20 protein-coding genes are annotated in these 22,086 nt (G+C 38.0%); 8 read left to right on the top strand and 12 right to left on the bottom strand.

Annotated features, from left to right (window positions below):
• Positions 1-113: 113 nt before the first annotated feature.
• Positions 114-635, top strand: coding sequence for a gamma carbonic anhydrase family protein (locus tag B6A32_RS14200; protein ID WP_085305208.1), 522 nt, complete (start codon positions 114-116; stop codon positions 633-635).
• A gap of 263 nt (positions 636-898) precedes the next feature.
• A complete protein-coding gene (locus B6A32_RS14195) occupies positions 899-1,216 on the top strand; it encodes a hypothetical protein (RefSeq protein ID WP_143327912.1) in 318 nt (105 codons plus the stop codon).
• Positions 1,217-1,286: 70 nt separating this feature from the next.
• Here the strand turns inward: B6A32_RS14195 and B6A32_RS14190 are convergent, their stop codons facing one another.
• The 11 genes from B6A32_RS14190 to rnm all read right to left on the bottom strand — a co-directional run bounded on the left by B6A32_RS14190 (position 1,287) and on the right by rnm (position 12,186).
• Positions 1,287-3,104, bottom strand: a complete 1,818-nt coding sequence (locus B6A32_RS14190) for a putative bifunctional diguanylate cyclase/phosphodiesterase (protein ID WP_085305204.1) — start codon at positions 3,102-3,104, stop codon at positions 1,287-1,289.
• Between the two features lie 21 nt (positions 3,105-3,125).
• Positions 3,126-4,265 (bottom strand): FIST signal transduction protein, encoded by a 1,140-nt coding sequence (locus B6A32_RS14185; protein WP_085305202.1) that lies wholly within the window; start codon positions 4,263-4,265, stop codon positions 3,126-3,128.
• A gap of 297 nt (positions 4,266-4,562) precedes the next feature.
• On the bottom strand, positions 4,563-5,111 hold the full coding sequence (locus B6A32_RS14180) for a YcgN family cysteine cluster protein (RefSeq protein ID WP_085305200.1): 549 nt from the start codon (positions 5,109-5,111) through the stop codon (positions 4,563-4,565).
• Positions 5,112-5,156: 45 nt separating this feature from the next.
• On the bottom strand, positions 5,157-6,185 hold the full coding sequence (locus tag B6A32_RS14175) for a lytic murein transglycosylase (protein WP_408607672.1): 1,029 nt from the start codon (positions 6,183-6,185) through the stop codon (positions 5,157-5,159).
• A 26-nt stretch (positions 6,186-6,211) separates the two neighbouring features.
• Positions 6,212-6,517 carry a YcgL domain-containing protein gene (locus tag B6A32_RS14170; protein ID WP_085305196.1) on the bottom strand — a complete coding sequence of 102 codons (306 nt, stop codon included), beginning with the start codon at positions 6,515-6,517 and terminating at the stop codon, positions 6,212-6,214.
• Positions 6,518-6,592: 75 nt separating this feature from the next.
• Complete coding sequence (rnd, locus tag B6A32_RS14165; RefSeq protein WP_233131428.1) at positions 6,593-7,744, bottom strand: ribonuclease D; 1,152 nt, start codon at positions 7,742-7,744, stop codon at positions 6,593-6,595.
• A 234-nt stretch (positions 7,745-7,978) separates the two neighbouring features.
• On the bottom strand, positions 7,979-8,842 hold the full coding sequence (gene rluB / locus B6A32_RS14160) for a 23S rRNA pseudouridine(2605) synthase RluB (protein ID WP_101685965.1): 864 nt from the start codon (positions 8,840-8,842) through the stop codon (positions 7,979-7,981).
• 150 nt (positions 8,843-8,992) lie between these two features.
• A complete protein-coding gene (gene scpB / locus B6A32_RS14155) occupies positions 8,993-9,556 on the bottom strand; it encodes an SMC-Scp complex subunit ScpB (RefSeq protein ID WP_085305192.1) in 564 nt (187 codons plus the stop codon).
• Between the two features lie 79 nt (positions 9,557-9,635).
• On the bottom strand, positions 9,636-10,436 hold the full coding sequence (locus B6A32_RS14150; protein WP_233131429.1) for a segregation and condensation protein A: 801 nt from the start codon (positions 10,434-10,436) through the stop codon (positions 9,636-9,638).
• A gap of 152 nt (positions 10,437-10,588) precedes the next feature.
• On the bottom strand, positions 10,589-11,209 hold the full coding sequence (locus B6A32_RS14145) for an L-threonylcarbamoyladenylate synthase (protein ID WP_085305187.1): 621 nt from the start codon (positions 11,207-11,209) through the stop codon (positions 10,589-10,591).
• A gap of 86 nt (positions 11,210-11,295) precedes the next feature.
• A complete protein-coding gene (rnm, locus tag B6A32_RS14140; RefSeq protein WP_085305185.1) occupies positions 11,296-12,186 on the bottom strand; it encodes an RNase RNM in 891 nt (296 codons plus the stop codon).
• Between the two features lie 358 nt (positions 12,187-12,544).
• On the opposite strand from rnm, the gene B6A32_RS14135 reads away from it, so the two are divergent.
• From B6A32_RS14135 to trpA, 6 genes are read left to right on the top strand one after another with little or no spacing between them, the layout of a single operon-like run.
• A complete protein-coding gene (locus B6A32_RS14135) occupies positions 12,545-14,296 on the top strand; it encodes an anthranilate synthase component 1 (RefSeq protein ID WP_085305183.1) in 1,752 nt (583 codons plus the stop codon).
• A complete protein-coding gene (locus tag B6A32_RS14130) occupies positions 14,296-15,018 on the top strand; it encodes an aminodeoxychorismate/anthranilate synthase component II (RefSeq protein ID WP_085305181.1) in 723 nt (240 codons plus the stop codon). Before B6A32_RS14135 ends, B6A32_RS14130 begins: the two co-directional genes overlap by 1 nt.
• Positions 15,005-16,105, top strand: coding sequence for an anthranilate phosphoribosyltransferase (gene trpD, locus B6A32_RS14125; RefSeq protein ID WP_085305179.1), 1,101 nt, complete (start codon positions 15,005-15,007; stop codon positions 16,103-16,105). The genes B6A32_RS14130 and trpD overlap by 14 nt, the downstream gene beginning before the upstream one ends.
• Positions 16,105-17,493, top strand: a complete 1,389-nt coding sequence (gene trpCF, locus B6A32_RS14120) for a bifunctional indole-3-glycerol-phosphate synthase TrpC/phosphoribosylanthranilate isomerase TrpF (protein ID WP_085305176.1) — start codon at positions 16,105-16,107, stop codon at positions 17,491-17,493. Before trpD ends, trpCF begins: the two co-directional genes overlap by 1 nt.
• A gap of 1 nt (position 17,494) precedes the next feature.
• Positions 17,495-18,742, top strand: a complete 1,248-nt coding sequence (gene trpB, locus B6A32_RS14115) for a tryptophan synthase subunit beta (protein WP_085305174.1) — start codon at positions 17,495-17,497, stop codon at positions 18,740-18,742.
• On the top strand, positions 18,742-19,569 hold the full coding sequence (gene trpA / locus B6A32_RS14110) for a tryptophan synthase subunit alpha (RefSeq protein WP_085305172.1): 828 nt from the start codon (positions 18,742-18,744) through the stop codon (positions 19,567-19,569). Before trpB ends, trpA begins: the two co-directional genes overlap by 1 nt.
• A gap of 563 nt (positions 19,570-20,132) precedes the next feature.
• Here the strand turns inward: trpA and glnS are convergent.
• Complete coding sequence (glnS, locus tag B6A32_RS14105) at positions 20,133-21,815, bottom strand: glutamine--tRNA ligase (RefSeq protein ID WP_085305169.1); 1,683 nt, start codon at positions 21,813-21,815, stop codon at positions 20,133-20,135.
• Positions 21,816-22,086: the final 271 nt, after the last annotated feature.

The raw sequence follows: 22,086 nt of genomic DNA, 5'->3' as shown, positions 1-22,086 counted from the left end.
TTTTCACTATAAGATAGTTAATATAGTTTTAAGTACTATAGCCCTAAGGTCTAGTTTGCGCTGTGTCGTAAATAGATTAATATGAGCTATAAATTTAATGGAAGGAACATTCGATGATTTATCGTTTAGCTGATTTAACCCCAAAGGTAAATGAAAGTAACTTTATTGCCCCTAATGCCACGCTAATAGCAGACGTTTCACTAGGTAAACAGACTAGCATTTGGTTTAATGTTGTTATTCGTGCCGACGTTGCCAGTATTAATATAGGTGAACAAACGAATATTCAAGACGGTTCAATCTTGCATGTTGATGCACAATTTCCCATGACTATTGGTAATAAGGTTACTGTGGGTCATAAAGTTATGTTACATGGTTGTACGATTGGAGATAACACTTTAATTGGTATGAATGCGGTAGTGCTAAATGGTGCTAACATTGGCAAAAATTGTTTAATTGGTGCCAACAGTTTAGTGACTGAAAATATGCAAGTACCTGACGGACACTTAGTTATGGGGTCGCCAGCTAAAATTATTAAACCGCTTGATGAGTCAACCCGAGCAATGTTTACCAAGTCGGCTATGCATTATGTTGAAAATGGCCAACGCTATTTGCAAGAGTTAGTGCAAGTAGATTAAACCTGTGCGTTTTAACTGAATTCATTTAATCATAAATGAATTCAGTTAATGTTAGTTAGAGTTCATGGTTTAAATCCCATAAATAAAAATACACATAACTGACAGCAATTTTTTATGTTTTTTACTTTTTTTTAATTTCTCTTTCAGCTCTCTTTGCAGTTCTCTTTGCAGTTCTCTTTTAAAATCCTACTTTAATAGCTCTGTTTGAATGTTTTTCTTAAATAGCCAGTCTAGTTAGCTATAAGGTTATTTTTGAGGTTAATATGTGCAGTTCTCCCAAGCCAAGAATGAAAGCAAAAGGTAAAAGTGCTTCCAGTGCCAGTATATTATCAAGTATGTCTGCTGAATCTAGGCAACGCTTTACTGAGCGAGCTAATATTGCTCAAGAGCGCAGAGATAATATTAAAAAAGCAGAAAAAGTTAAACGTACTTTGCATCAAAGCCATATTAGAAGCCAAAGTGCACCTGTAAATATTGAAGCAACGAAACGCTTAAATTATTGGTGGCTATCAATTAGCCTAAAAGAGTTATTTAACTTATTATTTTTTGGTAATCGAGTGCTAGTGAAGAAGCAAAAATAAGAGTTTTCATTTAATAAATTAATCTAATACCTGAACGGTAAGATTTTTGGTCCGTGTGTTTGTTTAACTATTACGGCTTGCTTAACAGTTCGACAAAGTCATTAAATGGCATAGGTTTGCTAAAGTAAAAACCTTGATAGTTATAACAGCCTAGTGACTTTAAACAGGCTAACTCTTCTAGCGTTTCTACACCTTCGGCAAGCACTTTCATGTTTAACGTTTTTGCTAAACCTATGATCATACTTGCAATTGCTGCGCTATCTTTGCTTTTGTCGATATTAGTGACAAACGATCTATCTATTTTTAATACGCTTGCAGGAATACGTTGTAGGTAGGTTAATGACGAATAGCCTGTGCCAAAGTCGTCAATTGCACAATCAATATTAAATGATTTAAAGTTAAACAGTAATTCAATCGAGTGTTCAATATTTTCAACCAATAAACTTTCAGTTAATTCTAAAACTAAATGACTCGGGGAAATGTTATTTTCTTCAATTGTATTGAGTACTATGTTTTCAAAATCATGCTGAATTAGCTGTTTAGCACTAACATTTATAGCGATATTTTTAAAATGTGTTGGTAGGCCAATTTGTTCTAATGCATAAATATCTTGGCATGCTTGCTCTAGCACCCACTCACCAATGAATAAAATTAAATCGCTTTCTTCTGCAATAGGGATATAAACACTGGGCGATTCCATTCCATTTACGGGATGTAACCAACGTAACAAAGCTTCAGCCCCGACAATGTCACCGTTATGATTATATTGTGCTTGATAATATAATTTAAAATCATTGTTAATTAAGGCATGCTTTATTTCTTCAACGTAAGCTATACGCTTATTAATTTTATCCGACATAGTTTCATGATATTTTAATCCAAGTAATGTTTTCGAATTTTTAGCTTCATACATTGCTATATCTGCAAACTTAATCGTATCGTTTACGTTTATGCTTTGTTCTGGATATATTGCATAACCTATGCTGCAATTTAATTTATAAGACGCACTATTTACTTCAAATGGACGCGACAATAGTCGATTAATTTGTGTAATGCTCTGTTCAACAATGACTTGGTAATTTAGCGGAAGTTTTTTCAACAACAAAATAAACTCATCACCTCCAAAACGAGCGACTACTTGGTTGTCATCACTCAACGTGAGTAACCTGGTCGATAATGACATTAATATTTGATCGCCAACCGCATGCCCCATAGCATCATTTATTGGTTTGAAGCGGTTCAAATCAATAAAGATAACGCAACCAAAATGGTTATTTCTAATCGAGTCATCAATGCCTTCAGCTAAAAGCACATTTAAATGCTGTCGATTATAAAGTTTAGTTAACTCATCATGTTGAGCTTGAAAAATAATTTTATCTTCGGCGATTTTTCGCGACTTTATCTCTTGTACTAAGGAGTCGTGCACTATAGAAGTGTAATAACTAATGGAGAGCTTTTGTAAAATAGGTGTGAGAGCACTTTGTACCGACTCTTCAAGTAAATAATTGGTTTGAAATACCAATAGACCATGTTGTGGAATAATAAAGCCGAATAAGTATTTGTTTTCATCAGATTGAAATAAATGGTTTTTCTGCACTGTATCTAAGGTTTTAACAAATTGAATTAACATTTCATCATCAGACCAATGCAGTCCTGAATTCATTTTAGGGATACTGAGTAAATGTTGATAACTGGCGTTTTGTTGTGTTGCTAGCTTTATAGGTAAACCATTACTGTCGCAATAGGTATATATATGTGCACTTGTAAGGTTTAATCGATTAAAACATACCTTTAAAAATACCTTCAACATATCTTTAAGGTCTAATTTATTACCAATGGCCATGGCAAGTTCATGTTGTACCGATATAATAAAAAGTGCGTTGTTCATTGCCTTCCTTGACTTGTTAAATTACCACGATCCTATTACGGTTGATTTATTCAGTAACCTGATAGCTCCGCTCTCACTATTCACAATTTCACCAAAAGAAAGTACGCCAAATAATGTTTGTTCTTTGCAATGCTTGGCAATTAAGTTCAGTTCTTTACTAAAGTTATCTTCTAGATATAAAACTCTACTAATACAGTCAAATATCATGGTAGCAGAAAAATCATTATCATCAATTTTCTTTGTGGCCAATATCGCTGCTTGCTCAGCAGAACAGAGTAATGAGTCTACACTGCCTTGCAGTAAATAAACCATGGAGTTAACCGGTATATTTCCGACACATTGTATGTTGCCTTGGTTTATTAAAATGGGATCACGTACAACAAGTTTACTGTTAATTCGCTCGATACCTAATGGAAAATTTTTAGCGATTTCAAAGAAGTTATCTTCATTAAACCGGTATTCACTGCTACTTTCTATTAATGCTTTGTAGAGGTTTGATGCCGGTTGGTAATCTAAACTTATGATATTTTGCTTTTCAGCTTCAGAAACAAGAAATGGTCCCTTTAATATTTGCCAACCGTGTGTTGCCGCAGAGCTTATTTTATTTTGTAAATTAACTAATTGAATTGCATCAAACACTAGTCCTTGATTAGTAAAAATACAGGGCTTTTGTTTAAACTCTAAGTTACCTGCCCCTCCACCTATAATACCCACCTGATAATCTAAACATTCAAAAAGGTAAGCAATAAAATCTTCAACATTGCTAACAAGAGAATCGTAAAACATTAGAAAACTGCAATTACTTGTGATTGGGCTGTGTGCAAGTAAAGCTTGATCGATAACTTGTTCTAATTGTTCATCTGTTACTAAGGTAGATAATTGTGTGATCAAATTAATTTCAACACTTTGCTCAAAGCCGATAATAATACAGCCTTGTTCCATAAGTTTATTTTTAAATATTAATTTAGGATAAATGCCACCAAAAATAGGTACGGGCGCGCACATTATGAGTGGGTTTACTTGCTGTGCAGTAAAATTATTATCATTACAAACAAGAATTAACAAACTTTTGGCAGCACTTGCATATGCCAATTTCAAACCTTTTTCTAGGTCATCAATTGAACTACTGTCGCATTGCCATGTAAATGAAATACTGCTCATAGTACTACTACATTGTTTAGCATATAGTTAAAAGCTAGCAAGTTTATAGTAATAAAACCAGAGCTGTTTGAATAAAGCTATCAAAGAGATAAAACAAAGCGGATGCTAGACAGTAAAATCTGCCATATTTAGGTACTGAAAATTGCGTTGTTAAGACTTTTTCTAGGAAATTACGAAAGGATGAAATTCGATGTGTACGGTTTGGTGGGCTGCATCGCATTTAGCTTATCATCGTTACTGATGACTAAAAATAACGCAGAACCATGCCCCAATAGTACTGCGTTTTATTTTTCTAACTTAATCTATATCGTTTAACGGCCAAAGCACGATATAGTCTTCAAAATCGTCTAGTTCAACATCGTTATCTTTAATGATTTTTCCACGCACTGACATGCCAGCCTGATGCATAGCTGATTTCTTACCATTGTGCAGTAATGGGTGCCAAGACGGCATGCCTCTGCCCTCTTTTAAACGACGATAAGTACAGCTGGGTGGCATAAAGAATACATCATCTAAGTTTTCTTGCGTTAACTGTACGCAATCGGGTACGAGCACAGTGCGCTGCTCGTACTTAGAACACTGGCAGGTTTTATCATTAAGCAGATGACAGGCAATGTTCGAGTAACTCATTTGCTCACCTTCAGCAATATGTGTGGTCGGCATTAACTCAGTTTCGTCAGTCGTGCTGTCGTCATCAATAAATTTATTCAGACAGCATTTAGCACAACCATCACACAACGACTCCCACTCAGAGCGGGTCATTTCATTTAATGATTTAGTTTCCCAAAAACGCTCTACATTTACTTTTTTGGCTTTTGCACTAGTACGACTATTTTTTTTACTCATAAGGCTTCTTTTCGCAACTTAATGCGCTTTATTATCTGCGGCTATTTATTGTATTGGTGGATATTTAATGTGATCAGATAAATGGCCAACTGAACTGACAAAATAATAAGATAAATTCCATTGCATTAAACTTTTATAATTATCGTAGGCTAAGTAGGCACGGCCTTTTTTGCCATCGGGAAACACTAATGCAGCTTTAATATCAACGTTAGGAAGATTAGTACCATCGGTGCGCCTTACACCTAAAGCTTGCCATTGCGCTAAGGTTTTTTCAGTTTTGGCCCAAGCTTTTAACCAGTTTTTACGACCACCGGTATTGTTTGGAATAGCTAATGAGGTATCAAAGTCACTGGGAAGTTTTACTTGTCGACCCCAAGTTATTTCATCGCTCCAGCCTTCTTTTTTCAGGTAGTTTGCCATAGAGGCAAAAACGTCAGCTTGGTTAGTCCAAATATCTTTTTTACCGTCGCCATCACCATCAACAGCATAAGCCACAAATGAAGTCGGCATAAATTGATTTTGTCCCATGGCGCCAGCCCAAGAGCCTTTCATCTTATCGATACTTATATGGTCTGCTTTCAATATATTTAACGCGGCCCAAAGTTCCTTTTTAAAGAATGCTTCACGGCGCCCTTCATAAGCCATTGTTGATAACGCAGAGACAACATTATAGTTACCCATAATTTTGCCAAAATTAGTTTCAAGGCCCCAAAGCGCAACGATAAAGCGTGGTTGTACACCATATTCTTCTGCGACTTTATTCAGCAGAGCTTCATGCTCTTTATATTTGGCACGAGCACGTTTTATTTTCCAATCAGGTAGGCGCTTTGGTAAGTATGTATCAAGTGTTTCAACGGTTTCAGGTTGATTTCGATCAGCCTTTACCGCACGTTGATGAAAAACTACATTGGCAAAAGAGGTATCTATTAACGCTTGTTCAAAACCTTTAGCAAGCGCTTCTTGTTTTATCTTAACAATATATTGCTCAAAGCTAGGCTTAGCATCTGCAGTTGCTTTCGCATCGTTTGCTATCGTAGGTTGTGACAATAATCCAAGCGATAAGGTGAGTGCCATTAACTTAATCGATTTAATATAATCCATTATAATGTTTCTCCTGAATCGGTCTTGCCAGCAGTACTGTTCATACTTGCTTTATGCGCTTTTAACATATCTTCTTCTTTTGGCGTTAACTGTAAATAATAACCTTGCTCTGACAAACTAGCTTTTACTTTTTCAAGATCAGCAAAACCCAATTTAACTTTTGATGAGAGATTAAGTACAGTTACCATGATGGGTGTACCGAACATTTTCATTAACGCTTCAGGTACATCAGAAAAGTCATCTCTGTTATTAACGTAAAGATAAGTTTGAACTTTTTTAGAACTTTTATAAACACTACACAGCATAATGCAGACCTATGAATAAATGAGTTTATCGAATATGGATAATTTTATTGTTAGCACGCCAGTAAATTAATTGTTTTATGCAAAGTCATTTTTAACAAATGCCAACAATTTGTCACCGAATAATTGTTTGCGCCAACCGCGCATAATATCAACCAGTTGCGGCTGATTTTCAGCACCGTTTATTTTGAAGTGCCAAGACAGAAATTGATTTATTTGCTTTTTAGAGGCAAAGTTTTCTGGTTGTAAATTAGTTTTTTCACTGTACTGAGTAAGAATATTTTTCACTTTTTTGAAGTTTTGTTTGTAACCTGGGTATTCGTCAAGGCGAATAATACGCTCAGGCAATAGAGGATTTTTTGCTTCAGCTGCACGTTTTAGTACGGTAAGCATAACATTACCTTTATGGCGAATATCAAGCAATTCAACACCTTCAATGCTATTCATTGCACCGACACTGGTTGGGTTTACTTGAGCGAGCGCGAAAAGGGTATGATCTTTGGCAATAAAGCCAATAGGTCTATCTTTTAATTTCGCTTGTTGAAAACGCCAAATGGTTAACTGTTGCAGTCGATAAAGTTGTACTGAATTTAAACGCCAAGCCATTTTTAGATTCAGGTATAACTGACTTTCGTCAATAGCAGTGAATTTACGCTCAACCATAATATCACTTTCTTCTTGTGCTGCAGCTAACCAACCAGCCTTTTCAATGTCAGCAAACAATAACGGCAGAATATTAAACAAATGTTCAACATCAGCGGCAGCATAATCTAATTGCTTTTGAGTTAACGGCCTTTTCATCCAATCGGTTCGCGACTCAGACTTATCTAACTCAATATCGGTATAATGCGCAATCATGGCAGCATAGCCCATGGAAATGCCGTGTCCTAAAAACCCCATGATAATTTGGCTATCAATAAGATTCGCAGGACGACAATTACCCGCCGTAAGAAAAACTTCTAAATCTTCAGAGCATGCATGTAACACTTTCTGAATTTTTGGGTTTTCTAATAATTGCCAAAATGGGCTTAAATTTGGTACGGCAACCGGATCAATTAACGCTAAGGTTTTACCGTCGTTTATCTGTATAAGACCTAACTTAGGGTAAAGTGTTCGCGTTCGAACAAATTCAGTATCGATAGCAAGAATACTGGCTTGGGCGTAGCGTTGACAAACTAGTTCTAATTGCTCGGGATCTTCGATATAAATTTTTTCAAGAGTTGCTTGCACGTAATGTCCTATATAAAACAAATAACTAATTTAATGGCGTTAACTAACCTAACTATTGCGACTAAACGCAGTAAAGTAATGCCTAGCTTGAAGCCGTTATAAATTCAAACTTAGGCGTAACCCTATATTATTTTTTAACCAATACCAAAATGTAATTTAAGCTTAATACAAATAAAAATGACAAGTTCGTTAAAAATAGGAACTTGTCATTACTTGTATGTAAATATTAATGGTTTATGGGCGTCTTCGTCTGGTTGCTTGTTGACTGCGATGTTGATGCTTTTTCACTGACCGACGAATTCTGCGACTTTTCGCGTTATCCATCGCTTTCTCGTCAACTTTAACCTTACTTTGTGTTTCTGGCGCTAAATCAACAAGCTTTCGATAATAGTTTACATCTTGTAAGTTTAATTCAGTCCAACCACCTAGCGGCAACTGGCGTTTCATCTCCATATCGCCGTAGCGTACACGAATTAAGCGACTTACCTGTACATCTTGGCTTTCCCACAGACGACGAACTTCGCGATTACGTCCTTCAGACAGCACCACATGGAACCAATGGTTACGACCTTCACCACCTTTGTAAGTGATTTTTTGAAACTTTGCCGGCCCATCTTCAAGCTTTACGCCATGACGCAATGTTTGCAACATAGCTTCATTAACTTCACCGAATATGCGCACGGCATACTCACGCTCAACTTGTTTAGAAGGGTGCATTAAACGATTAGCCAGTTCACCATCGGTGGTAAAAAGTAACATACCTGAGGTGTTAATATCTAAGCGCCCTACAGCAACCCAGCGACTACCTTCTAACTTAGGTAAACGATCAAAAACAGTTGGTCGGCCTTCAGGATCTTTACGTGTACACATTTCGCCTTCTGGCTTGTTGTACATCAAAACACGACATAAGTCGTCGGTTAAAGGTTTTAGCTTAATTTGGTGGCCATCAACACGAATAAGTTCGTTGCCTTCGACACGGTCGCCTAAATAAGCAGTTTTACCTTCAACGCTAACACGCCCTGCACTAATATAAGTTTCCATTTCTCGGCGTGAACCGGCACCCGCTCGTGCTAATACTTTTTGTAATTTTTCAGACATTGGTCTTAACTCTCTTACGTCAGTAACTTCACAGTGAATCCTAACTCATACTAAGTTAATAATTTGGCTTCACTTTTACGTCTCTGTCTCTTTAAGTTTAGGGTAAAATACCCTGTAGTTTTTTAGTTTAGCGTGTTTTTGCAAAAACAATTAACCGCTAAAATCTTCCATCGACATTAATGCCGGCAGTTGGTCGAGTGATGTTAGCGAAAAGTAGTCAAGAAACTCTTGCGTACTCGCATATAATACCGGTCGACCGGGCACTTCCTTTTGACCGACTGTTTTTATCCAATTTCTATCGCTTAGCGTTTTAATAATATTACTGCTAACCGCAACCCCACGTATATCTTCAATTTCACCACGGGTTATCGGTTGCTTGTAAGCAATTAACGCAAGCGTTTCTAAAATGGCACGAGAATATTTTGGTGCCTTTTCTTTGTATAAATGAGCTAAATCTTCACTAAGCTCGGCAGGTGTTTGAAAACGATAGCCAGAAGCGACTTTATTGAGTTCAACACCACGACCTTTATAGTCAGCCTGAATGGCGATAATGATATCACGAATACGCAGATTACTGACACGATATTCAATTAAAAAATCACGTTTAAGTAATTGTACCGATAACGGCTTCTCTGCAATAAATAATGCCGCTTCTACTAAACGTTTTAGTTTGGCGTCATCAATATCTTTGTGGCGTATTTTATCGGGGTTCATTGTTACAGTTTTAACCTTTTAACATGTAGTAATTTTTTATTTTTTTAACTTTTATAAACGTAAACTTATTTAAGCTTTTTTAAACCTGTTTAGGCAGACAAACCCGTATTTCGCCATAAACTTTTGTTTGCACACATTCAATTAATGACTCTTTAATAAGCTCTAATATAGCTAAAAATGTTACAACAACGCCTGACTTACCTTCTTTGATAGTAAATAAGTCACTAAAATCACAATAAGGTTGTTTTTTATCGGCATTTTTTAATTTTGCTAATATGTGCGCCATTCTTTCTCTGGTTGATAACGACTCTTTTTGAATATGATGATGCTCATACGCTTTAGTACGTTTTATTATGCCATGCAGTGCGCTAACAAGCTCAGCTAGATCTACCTGACTATTGAGAATTTTAGGGACAAAATTTTCGGCTAGCTCAACTTTTGCAATAAAATTATCGCGGTCTAATCGAGGTAATTCGTCAATGTTCTCAGCGGCTTTTTTAATCACTTCATATTCTTGCAGCTTTCTGACTAATTCCGCTCTCGGGTCGCCTTCGTCTTCTTCTACGGCTTGTTTAGGTAATAAGAGGCGCGATTTAATTTCCGCTAAAATTGATGCCATCACTAAATATTCAGCCGCTAACTCTAATTTAATATCTTTCATTAAATCAACATAAGCCATGTATTGCGTGGTAATAGGCGAAATAGGTAGGTCTAAAATATCAAATTTTTGTTTGCGAATTAAATACAATAAAAGATCGAGAGGCCCTTCGAACATTTCCAAAATAACTTCTAGTGCGTCAGGCGGAATAAATAAATCTTGTGGCTTTTCCACAATAGCTTCGCCGCGCAGTAAAGCAAAGGGTAATACTTGTTGAAGCATTACCCCTGAGTCAGTGCTATTCTCTGCTAGCGTAACTTTAGAAGAATTAGCCCTGTTTTCAGACATGGGCTTTCGTCAATATTTGCATACTTAGTTTCATAAAATATAGATAAGCTATTGTAACTATTTAGTCATTCGCCAAACACAAAGGATTATTGAAAAGGTGTTGGATCACCCTCGCCTACACGTATAATTTCTACGTCGTCGTTTGAAAAATCTATAACTGTGGTTGGGCGCTCGCCTAAATGCCCGCCATTTATGATCAAATCAACCTGGTGTTCTAAAATATCGCGAATATGCTCTGGGTCAAACTCTGCAGTTTCCGCCCCAGGCATAATTAACGTTGTCGACATAATGGGCTCACCAAGCTCGGCTAATAAAGCTTGAGCAATATTGTTATCAGGGACACGAATACCGATAGTTTTACGCTTTGGATTTAATAAGCGTTTTGGTACTTCTTTAGAGCCTTTAAAAATAAAGGTGTAAGGCCCAGGCGTGTTGTTTTTTAATAAACGAAAAGCACTATTATCGACGCGCGTATATTCAGACAGCTCAGACAAGTCACTACACATAAGTGTAAAGTTATGCTCTTTTGTAATATCTCGAATATTACAAATACGCTCCAAGGCTTTTTTGTCACCAATGTGGCAACCTAACGCATAACCAGAGTCGGTTGGGTAAACTATAACACCACCTTGACTAATAATAGCAGCCGCTTGTTTCATTAAGCGACCTTGCGGGTTATCTGGGTGAACATAAAAAAACTGGCTCATAAAAAACTCCAAGTAAATGTCAAGTTTGTCATCTTAATGTAATTATTCAAGAAGACCATTTTGGCAACAAAATTAAAACTAAAAGCTTAACGAATACCGTTAGTTTGCCAAAGTTGCCAAATAGGTTTTGCTTGCTCAGGCATAACTAAATTCCTGCCTAAATCGCTCCAACGGCTGGGCTGATGAAAGTCGGAGCCCATTGAGGCATATAAATCGTATTCTGAACAATAGTTTAGCATGATTTTGCGTTGTTCGTTATTCATCTGAGGTAAAACAACTTCTAAACCATCACCTTGTGCATCTTTAAAGTCAACAATCAAACGTCTTAACCATTTTGCTGTTAAGTCGTAACGAATTGGGTGAGCCATAACGGCGACACCGCCAGCAGCATGTATTGTAGCTACGGCTTCTTCAATACTACACCAATTAGGTTTAACATAAGCACGTTTGCCTTTGCCGATATATTTATCGAAGGCTGATTGCATTTTACTAACAACGCTACGTTGTAATAGCACTTTGGCAAAATGAGCACGCGTAATAGAACCCTCGCCTGCCATTGCTTTAGCATCGCTATAAACATCTTCAAAACCGCATTTTTCGAGTTTTTCACCCATGCTAGTTGCGCGATCTTCGCGGCGTTGTTGTTGTGCCGATATTAAACTTTGTAATTGCGCATGATCGGGATCAATATTTAAGCCGACAATATGAATTTCGAACCCTTGCCACTGGGTTGATATTTCAATGCCGTTAATCAAGGTTAATGGAATGTTTTGATCTAAAATAGTTTGTTTAGCAATATCAAGACCTTTAACGCTGTCGTGATCGGTAATGGCTAATACGTCAATTTGAAAGTTAACTGCCCGTTCTATCAGCTCTTTGGGCGTTAATGCACCGTCAGAGCAATTGGTATGGCTGTGCAGATCAACCCGTAAGTTTGAAAAATCTTTATCAATAGTAAAATCAGTGGTTGACATCATTACGTGAATCGGTTCTTCTATAGGGACTTAAAACTGCCTGACACAAATGCAAGTCGCTATTTAGGCAAGTGAATAAAACAATTTTACTGAGATAAAACAGATAATGATACAAGTAAAACAAACTATTTCTATGATTTGGTGGTGGCATAACTCTACATAAGTGGGTTGTGTTGTTTACTTGTATGTAAAAACGTCGAAAACCCGCACACTATTGCGGGTTTTTTGGTTTTAAAATTTTGAATAATCGAACAAGAGAATAAATATGTTACGCATTAAAGTTAAACGTTGGTTCTTATGGTGGCTTTTGCCTATTTACGCTGGATGACCGTTTTTAAATAGAATTTATGTAGGAATACCCATGAGCAATACCCAAGAAAATAGCACTAAAAATAACACCGAAAAAAAGCAGCCAGACACTGCACTAAATACTCAACAAATAGGTGCAGTCGTTACTATCACTGATACTTTACGTTATCAAAGTGACCCGCTTGCTGTTTTTCATACCCTCTGCGCAGATAAAGAAAACACCTTGTTACTTGAATCAGCAGAAGTCGATAAAAAGCATCAACTTAAAAGTTTACTGCTTAGCGATACCGCCGTTAAAATTGTCTGTAATGCCAATACGGTTAAGTTTAGCGCGTTAACGCCAAATGGTGAGAATGCACTGGCCTTCGCCAAACAAGCGTTAGCTGCACATGCTGAAATAACTGATGACGTAACTGATACCATAGCTAGTCCAAATAAAGCGTTTACTGCTACATTCCCAGATATTGTTGAGCAATTAGATGAACGTACTCGATTACTGGCTATTAATCCTTTCCAAAGTTTACGTTTATTTAGTCAATTAACTAACACAAGCCAACATCCGTTTGCGGTATTTTTAGGCGGCGCCTTTGCATTCGATATGATGTCGATGAGTGAAACATTACCTGACGTTGCTGATGGTGAGAATACTTGCCCTGACTTTGTTTACTATCTCGCTGAAACTTTGATTATTATTGACCATGAACAACAATCTAGTGAAGTAATAACCAACCAATTTACTGGCCCAGGTTATGCTGAAGCTAAAACAGCCGCACTGGCAAAAATTAACGCCATTAAAAACCGTTTAAGCGCCGATATAACCGCTTCATTCGAACCGAAAAAAGCAAGCTCAGATACTAAGACAACTTCAGAAGAAAAGACTCTATCGACTTTAACTTCTGATATTAGCGATGAAGCATTTTGTCAGATAGTTAATGATTTAAAAGAAAACATATTGGCCGGAGATATTTTTCAAGTAGTACCATCTCGCACCTTTAGCTTAGCGTGTTCAAATAACCTTAACGCTTATAAAGCTTTAAAGCAGAGTAACCCAAGCCCTTATATGTTTTATCTGCAAGACAGTGATTTTTGCATTTTCGGTGCTTCTCCAGAGTCAGCACTAAAATATCAACAAAGTAACCGACAAGTCGAAATTTACCCCATTGCAGGAACACGGCCTCGTGGTTTTAACGCTGATGGTACCTTATCGCCTGATTTAGATAGCCGGATAGAATTAGATTTACGCTTAGACAAAAAAGAATTGGCCGAACATATTATGTTGGTTGATTTAGCGCGTAATGACATTGCTCGAGTTAGCCAACCGGGTACTCGTCATGTGGCTGACTTATTAAAAGTTGACCGATATTCTCATGTTATGCACTTGGTTTCTCGTGTATGCGGCACGTTAGAGGTAGAGTTAGATGCCCTGCACGCTTATCAAGCCTGTATGAATATGGGCACGTTATCAGGTGCACCAAAAGTAAAAGCAACAACACTTATTCGCCAAGTTGAAGGTAAACGTCGTGGCAGTTATGGCGGCGCAGTGGGTTATTTAACTGGCAATGGTGATATGGATACCTGTATTGTTATCCGCTCTGCCTTCGTACAAAACAACCGAGCACAAATTCAAGCAGGTGCAGGGGTGGTATTTGACTCTGATCCACAATCTGAAGCCAACGAAACTCGACAAAAAGCCCAAGCCGTAATCAACGCTATTAAAGAAGCTGAAGGTAAAGTATTGGTGATTGCTCATCAGGAAAGTCAAGATATTAACCCGAGTAGCGATTTAGAAAAGGAGACGAAATAATGACATCAGCTAATGCTTTATCTAAAGACTTATCTCTACAAGCGCAAAACGCATTGCCCGAAATAGTTATGTTAGATAATCTTGACTCTTTTACCTACAATTTAGTTGATGAATTTCGTTGCTTAGGCTACCAACTAACCATTTACCGTAATACGCTCAGTGCTGAGTTTGTTTATAATAAACTTCGAGAAAAACAGCAGAATAACAAGGCAGGCGTTATTTTAGTGCTTTCTCCTGGACCAGGCGACCCAACGCATGCTGGGTGTTTAATGCCATTAATTACCTTGTGCGCAGGACAATTTCCTATTTTGGGCATTTGTTTAGGTCACCAAGCATTAATTCAACATTATGGGGGGGTAATTGCTCGCGCGCCTGAAGTTGTGCATGGAAAGTCATCGAATATTACCCATAACGAGCAAGGTGCTTTCACTAATATTGCGAGTCCTTTGCCTGTTGCGCGATATCATTCGCTTGTTGCTAGCTCAATGCCACAAGCATTAACTATGACCGCTTATGTAAACTTAAACACTGATAGCGAAGAAATAACCTTGCCTATGGCCATTGAGCACAGTAGCGATGCTGCTATTGGGTTTCAGTTTCACCCTGAATCGATATTAACCACATACGGCACCAATTTATTAGCGCAAAGCCTTAAACATTTATCCGCTTTAGCTAGTCAGACTATTTATAAAGATCAAGGGCATGCTCATGAACAGCACTGAAATTAATAGCAACAGTTCACCACAAACCCAGCCAGTGAAAAATGATGACATTACTCACAGCGCACTAAATACTCTGGTTGATGGCCACTCATTAACTCAACAACAAAGCCATGATGTTTTTGAACAAGTGATCAACGGTTTTGTTGCGCCAGAGCGCTTAGCAGCAATCCTTACCGCCTTAAAAATTAAAGGTGAAACGCCAGCTGAAATTGCTGGTGCTGCCATTGCAATTCGCGCTAATGCTACAGTATTTCCAGACCAAACAACCAGTGTCGCTGATTGTGTAGGTACCGGTGGTGACGGCGCAAATACCATTAATATTTCGACCACTGCGGCTATTTTAGCAGCCGCATGTGGCTTAAAAATGGCAAAGCATGGTAATAGAAGTGTTTCTAGTATGTCTGGCTCTGCTGACTTACTTGAGGCACTTGGAGTAAATTTAACTATGTCGCCTGAAGTAGCCAGTGAATGTTTAGCAAAAGCTAACATTTGCTTCTTATACGCTCCGGCCTACCACACCGGCTTTAAACATGCCGCGCCGGTTCGAAAAGCCATGGCAATTAGAACCTTATTTAATATTTTAGGACCGTTAGTTAACCCGGCAAAACCCGACATTATGTTGTTAGGCGTTTATATACCTGAATTAATTACCCCAATAGCAGAAGCCTTAATGCTAACCGGCGTAAAGCAAGCTTGGGTAGTACATGGCAGTGGTTTAGATGAAATCGCCTTACACGGTAAAACACTAGTGACTGAAATCAATAATGGCGAATTAATTCAGAAAGAAGTAACGCCAGAAGATTTTGGCTTAGATAGTTATACCTTAGAAGATATCAAAGGCGGAACGCCAGAAGAAAATGCCGAATTTATTAAAGCTATATTAGCCGGCAAGGGCCAAGCGGCTCATAACAGCGCGGTTATTATTAATTGTGCGGCGCTGTTATATCTTCATCGCGAGCAATTAAATGGCAAAGCCGATACTTTATTATTAGCGGCACAACATGCCAAAACGGTACTTGCTTCAGGCGTGGCAAGCAAAACCTTAGCAAATTTAGTACAAGTTTCACATTCGGGAGTATCAGTATAATGGCCAACATTCTTGAGCAAATCGTTGCTAATCGACGTATTGAGATAGAACAATTAAAACTCGCATTGCCATTAGCAAGCTTTATTGATGACTTAATACCGACCAAAAAAGACATGTATCAAGCATTAACACGTACCGCTGAAAAGCCTTACGCTGGTTTTATTTTAGAATGTAAAAAAGCATCACCTTCAAAAGGGTTGATCAGAGCTGACTTTAATGTTGCAGAGATAGCCGGTATTTATGATAACTACGCGGCGGCAATATCTGTACTGACTGAACATAAGTATTTTCAAGGCGATTTTGATTACCTCAAAACCGTGAGTAATTCAGTAAAATGCCCGGTATTAAATAAAGATTTCTTTTTTGATACCTACCAAGTTTATTTGGCCAGACATTATGGTGCCGACGCCATATTACTTATGCTAAGCGTACTCAACGACAATGAGTATAACGAATTAGCGGCGGTTGCTAACTCTTTAAATTTGGCCATTTTAACCGAAGTTTCCAACGAAGAAGAACGCGACCGTGCGATCAGTTTAAATGCCAAACTTATTGGCATTAATAATCGTAATTTACGTGATCTTTCAACCGATATTTCACGTACCTTTGATTTAGCACCGACATTACCCGATGATCGCATCGTTATTTCTGAATCAGGCATTTATAATAACGCGCAAGTTAGAGAGCTTGCGCCTGCTGTTGACGGATTTTTAGTTGGTAGTTCAGTCATGGCAGAGCCAGATATCGACTTAGCGTGTCGACAATTAATATTCGGTCACAATAAAGTGTGTGGTTTAACCAAGCCAGAACATGCTGAATTTGCCATTAAAGCAGGTGCAGAGTTTGGTGGACTTATTTTTGCTGAAAAATCACCACGCTGTGTTAATAAAGCGCAAGCTCAAACGATTATAAGTGATAACCCAAGTTTAAAGTATGTTGGCGTTTTTGTTGATCATTCGCAAGACACTGTGCTTGAAATTGCCCATGATTTACAACTATCAGCAGTTCAATTGCACGGTAAAGAAAGCCAAACATACATTGATAGTTTAAGAGAAAAACTGTCGCAGCATTGTCAAATATTTAAAGCGCTACCTGTTGAAGATAAGGTATTGGCTTTACCCAGTAATGTCGACCATATAGTGCTAGATGGTAAAAATGCAGGCAGTGGCCAAGCTTTTAGTTGGCAAGCGTTAGCTGAAAGTGAGCAAGACTTATCTCGTTGCTTTTTAGCTGGTGGTTTGCAATTAGACAATATAAACCAAGCTTGCGGGCAAATGAACAACCATGAATTATTTGGCTTAGATATCAACTCTGGCGTTGAATCTAGCCCAGGCATTAAATGTCGCGAAAAACTCAATGCAGTTTTCGCCCAAATACGGAATTATTAAGATGTTAAAATCTACAACTGAAAATCAAGCTAAGAAAACTTTACCCGCCTACTTTGGTAAGTTTGGTGGTATGTATGTTGGTGAATTGTTAGTACCTGCTTTAGAGCAGCTAGAGCAAGCGTTTATTGAATCTCAAACTGATGAAGCTTTTTTAACTGAGTTTAATAAATTACTGACCAGTTATGCTGGCCGACCAACGCCATTAACATTGTGTCGAAATATCGTTAAAAACCCATTAGCCAAAATTTATTTAAAGCGTGAAGATTTACTGCACGGTGGCGCGCATAAAACCAATCAGGTTTTAGGCCAAGCTTTACTGGCTAAACGCATGGGTAAAACTGAAATAATAGCAGAAACAGGTGCTGGTCAACACGGTGTTGCTACTGCTATTGCATGTTCATTATTGGGCTTGAAGTGTAAAGTTTATATGGGCGCCGTTGATTGTCAGCGTCAGCAACCTAACGTGTTTCGTATGCAACTAATGGGCGCAGAAGTTATTCCTGTTACCGCGGGTAGCGGTACACTTAAAGATGCGGTGAACGAGGCTTTACGTGACTGGTCAGCTAATTATGATAACGCACATTATTTATTAGGTACTGCCGCAGGTCCTCATCCTTTCCCGACGATTGTTCGTGAGTTTCAAAAAATGATCGGCGAAGAAGCTAAACAACAGTTACTCGCAGAAGAAGGTCGCTTACCTGACTATGTTATTGCTTGTGTTGGTGGCGGTTCAAATGCCATTGGTATGTTTAACGACTTTATTGGCGACGAAAGTGTAAAACTTATTGGTGTTGAAGCCGGTGGTAAAGGTATTGATACCATACATCACGGCGCAACATTAGTCGCAGGTACTAAAGGAATGTTGCACGGTAATTACACCTATATAATGCAAGATAATGTTGGCCAAATTGAAGAGTCTTACTCTGTATCAGCGGGTCTTGATTACCCAGCCGTTGGTCCTCAACATGCGCAATTAAAAGATTCGGGTAGAGCGCAATATGTGCCAATTAACGACGATGAAGCATTAGAAGCGTTTCAATTACTTGCCCGTAATGAAGGGATAATTCCTGCGTTAGAGTCATCTCACGCGTTAGCACATGCGTTAAAAATGGCAGATAAAGTTACTGAAGAAACTATCTTTTTAGTGAATTTATCCGGCAGAGGAGATAAAGATTTAGCGCATGTAAACGCGATTATATCGCCAGAAACTGCAGAGAAAAGTGATGTTAAGCACAGAGGAGAAGCATAATGAGCCAAGTAACTAATATAAAAACTCGTTATGACCAGGCGTTTGAGAAATTGGCAGCAAAAAAAGAAGGGGCATTTATTCCTTTTGTGATCATCGGCGATCCAAACCCTGAGCAGTCTTTTGAAGTAATTAAAGCTTTAATTGATGCAGGTGCAGATGCCTTAGAGTTAGGCATTCCATTTTCAGATCCTAGTGCTGATGGCGTAACTATTCAAATGGCGGCACTGCGCGCACTCAAAGCCAATACTAATACTGATATTTGCTTAGATATTTTAGCTCGAATTCGTGCTTATGCTCCTGACATGCCCATTGGCTTATTACTTTACGGTAACTTAGTCTTTGCTCGCGGTATTGATAATTTTTATCGTGATGTAGCGACTGCAGGTGTTGATTCAGTGCTTATTGCAGATTTGCCTATTCGTGAGAGTGAAGCTTTTAGAAAAGCGGCAGAGGCTAATGGCGTAGCGCCTATCTTTATCGCCCCGCCTAATGCCAGTGAAACAACCTTACAAAAAGTCGCTGATTATGGTTCGGGTTATACTTATGTTTTAAGCCGCGTTGGTGTTACCGGTACTGAGACTGAAGCTGAAATGACCGGCCATAAGCTAATTGATATATTAGACAAATATCAAGCAGCACCTTCTGTTATTGGTTTTGGTATTTCAAAGCCAGCACAAGTTACGGCCGCATTAGCTACCGGAGCAAAAGGCGCTATTAGTGGCTCTGCAGTAGTTAAGATTATTGAAAACAATCTTGATGACAATGACAATATGTTGCGTGAATTAACCGAGTTTGTTAGCGCGATGAAACTGGCTACTAAGCTTTAACAAGCAAGACAAGTAATACAAGTCATAGCTGTCAGCTGTCAGTTTTGAGCTGTCAGTTAAGAAAAAATAGCTGTCAGCTTTAAGTTTTGAGCTGTCAGTTAAAGACAAAATAGCTGTCAGCTTTAAGTTTTGAGCTGTCAGTTAAAGAAAAAATAGCTGTCAGCTTTAAGTTTTGAGCTGTCAGTTAAGAAAAAATAGCTGTCAGCTTTAAGTTTTGAGCTGTCAGTTAAGAAAAGATAGCTGTCAGCTTTAAGTTTTGAGCTGTCAGTTAAGAAAAAATAGCTGTCAGTTTTAAGTTTTGAGCTGTCAGTTAAGAAAAGATAGCTGTCAGCTTTAAGTTTTGAGCTGTCAGTTAAGAAAAAATAGCTGTCAGTTTTAAGTTTTGAGCTGTCAGTTTTAAGTTTTGTGCTATCAGTAAATGAATAATAGCTTTTAGTTCAAAGAAATAGTTTATAAAAAAAGCTCATAAGATAATACTTATGAGCTTTTTTATTGCGGCTTAGTTAATTAACAGCTTATAACTAATCACGCATCGCTTTTCATAAATGACTTTCATGAAATGCCTAGGCTGATTTCTTTTCCCAGGTATCACGTAAACCCACTGTGCGGTTAAATACTAACTTGCCAGCGGCGGTGTCTTCTGCAGATATTTTGTTATCTAAACAAAAATAACCTTGACGTTCAAACTGAAAAGCTTGTTCTGGTTTTGCGTTGGCTAAGTAAGGTTCAACTTTCGCATGACTAATAATAGTTAATGAGTCAGGGTTAATTACCGAATGAAAGTCTTCTGCTGCGCCAGGGTTTGGCACAGTGAATAAACGCTCATATAAGCGAACTTCAGCACCAAGACTTTGTTCAGCACTCACCCAGTGAATTACACCTTTAGGTTTAGTGCCATCAGTAGGGTTTTTGCCTAATGTTTCAGGATCATACTGACAATAAACCGTAGTAACATTACCATCTGCATCTTTATCACAACGTGTCGCCGTTACCACATAAGCACCACGTAGGCGAACAGCTTTATCTAATACTAAGCGTTTATACTTTTTATTCGCTTCTTCACGAAAGTCTTCTGCTTCAATGTAAAGCTCTTTTGAAAAAGGCACAATACGTGAGCCTTGGCTTTCATCACTTGGGTGATTTTTAACATCAAGGTTTTCAACGTTATCGCTAGGATAGTTTTCAATCACTAATTTAATCGGGTCTAACACGGCCATGGCGCGCGGTGCGTTATCATTTAGGTCTTCGCGAATACAAGCTTCTAACACGCTCATTTCCACGGTATTATCCATTTTAGTTACACCAATACGTTTAGTGAACTCGCGTAATGAAGCGGGGGTAAAACCTTTACGACGAAAGCCTGCAATTGTCGGCATACGTGGGTCGTCCCAACCATTAACCAGCTTGTCTTCAACTAGGCTGCTTAATTTACGTTTGCTCATAACCGTATATTCTAAGTTTAAGCGCGAGAACTCATACTGATGCGGAGAGGTTTCAATTGAAATGTTTTCGATAACCCAATCATATAAACGACGATTATCCTGAAATTCTAAAGTACATAATGAATGTGTTACGCCTTCAATCGCATCAGAAATACAGTGAGTAAAATCATACATTGGATAAATGCACCATTTATCACCGGTTTGATGATGATGAGCAAACTTAACACGATAAATAATCGGGTCACGCATACACATAAAGCTCGACGCCATATCGATTTTAGCGCGCAGAGCACACTCACCTTCTTTAAAGTCACCTGCTTTCATTTTTGCAAATAATGCCAGGTTTTCTTCTACAGAAGTATCTCGATAAGGGCTATTTTTACCTGGCTGTTTTAAAGTGCCACGATACTCACGAGTTTCTTCAGCATTTAAAAAACAAACGTAGGCTAAACCTTTTTCAATCAACTCAACGGCATAACCGTATAGGCGGTCAAAGTAGTCCGAAGAGTAATGAATATCACCGGCCCACTCGAAACCTAACCATTTTACGTCAGCTTGAATAGAATTTACGTAATCAATATCTTCTTTTTCAGGGTTAGTATCATCAAAACGTAAATTACATAAACCCTGATAATCTTGGGCAATACCAAAATTTAAGCAAATAGATTTAGCATGACCGATATGTAAAAAACCATTCGGCTCAGGCGGAAAACGCGTTTGTATTTGGTTATGCTTGCCACTAGCTAAATCAGCATCAATAATTTGACGAATAAAATTGGTAGGACGGTTTTCTACTTCCGACATCCACAAAGCCCCTAAAATAATAAAAATGTAAAAATATAATTAGAGATATTATATCAATAGAATTAACTCAAGCGCACCTAAAGAATATAAATTCTGTCATTAAAGCGACATTTAATTCAATTTATTGTATTCAAATGCAAATTGCATTTATTAGTTGCCCTAATACCAAGTAAGGTTTCATCTTATTAAAATACTTTGAGATATCAAAATAACCATTCACATCAGACCAGTATATTGATATGTTATTTATACTTTCCCATTTACTTGAACA

It is taken from the genome of Colwellia polaris (assembly GCF_002104515.1).
In the GTDB taxonomy this organism is placed as follows: domain Bacteria; phylum Pseudomonadota; class Gammaproteobacteria; order Enterobacterales; family Alteromonadaceae; genus Cognaticolwellia; species Cognaticolwellia polaris.
The sequence above is the reverse complement of the archived record's forward strand: the minus strand, read 5'-3'. Positions and strand labels throughout refer to the sequence as shown.

Bases quoted from the DNA above. Each gene is read 5' to 3' on its own strand.
- B6A32_RS14130 (WP_085305181.1), top strand. From the start codon at position 14,296: ATGACATCAGCTAATGCTTTATCTAAAGACTTATCTCTACAAGCGCAA.
- B6A32_RS14180 (WP_085305200.1), bottom strand. From the start codon at position 5,111: ATGAGTAAAAAAAATAGTCGTACTAGTGCAAAAGCCAAAAAAGTAAAT.
- B6A32_RS14185 (WP_085305202.1), bottom strand. From the start codon at position 4,265: ATGAGCAGTATTTCATTTACATGGCAATGCGACAGTAGTTCAATTGAT.
- B6A32_RS14135 (WP_085305183.1), top strand. From the start codon at position 12,545: ATGAGCAATACCCAAGAAAATAGCACTAAAAATAACACCGAAAAAAAG.
- B6A32_RS14145 (WP_085305187.1), bottom strand. From the start codon at position 11,209: ATGAGCCAGTTTTTTTATGTTCACCCAGATAACCCGCAAGGTCGCTTA.
- trpD (WP_085305179.1), top strand. From the start codon at position 15,005: ATGAACAGCACTGAAATTAATAGCAACAGTTCACCACAAACCCAGCCA.
- B6A32_RS14195 (WP_143327912.1), top strand. From the start codon at position 899: ATGTGCAGTTCTCCCAAGCCAAGAATGAAAGCAAAAGGTAAAAGTGCT.
- B6A32_RS14175 (WP_408607672.1), bottom strand. From the start codon at position 6,185: ATGGCACTCACCTTATCGCTTGGATTATTGTCACAACCTACGATAGCA.
- B6A32_RS14170 (WP_085305196.1), bottom strand. From the start codon at position 6,517: ATGCTGTGTAGTGTTTATAAAAGTTCTAAAAAAGTTCAAACTTATCTT.
- rnm (WP_085305185.1), bottom strand. From the start codon at position 12,186: ATGATGTCAACCACTGATTTTACTATTGATAAAGATTTTTCAAACTTA.
- trpA (WP_085305172.1), top strand. From the start codon at position 18,742: ATGAGCCAAGTAACTAATATAAAAACTCGTTATGACCAGGCGTTTGAG.
- glnS (WP_085305169.1), bottom strand. From the start codon at position 21,815: ATGTCGGAAGTAGAAAACCGTCCTACCAATTTTATTCGTCAAATTATT.
- trpB (WP_085305174.1), top strand. From the start codon at position 17,495: ATGTTAAAATCTACAACTGAAAATCAAGCTAAGAAAACTTTACCCGCC.
- B6A32_RS14200 (WP_085305208.1), top strand. From the start codon at position 114: ATGATTTATCGTTTAGCTGATTTAACCCCAAAGGTAAATGAAAGTAAC.
- scpB (WP_085305192.1), bottom strand. From the start codon at position 9,556: ATGAACCCCGATAAAATACGCCACAAAGATATTGATGACGCCAAACTA.
- B6A32_RS14150 (WP_233131429.1), bottom strand. From the start codon at position 10,436: ATGCTTCAACAAGTATTACCCTTTGCTTTACTGCGCGGCGAAGCTATT.
- rluB (WP_101685965.1), bottom strand. From the start codon at position 8,842: ATGTCTGAAAAATTACAAAAAGTATTAGCACGAGCGGGTGCCGGTTCA.
- B6A32_RS14190 (WP_085305204.1), bottom strand. From the start codon at position 3,104: ATGAACAACGCACTTTTTATTATATCGGTACAACATGAACTTGCCATG.
- trpCF (WP_085305176.1), top strand. From the start codon at position 16,105: ATGGCCAACATTCTTGAGCAAATCGTTGCTAATCGACGTATTGAGATA.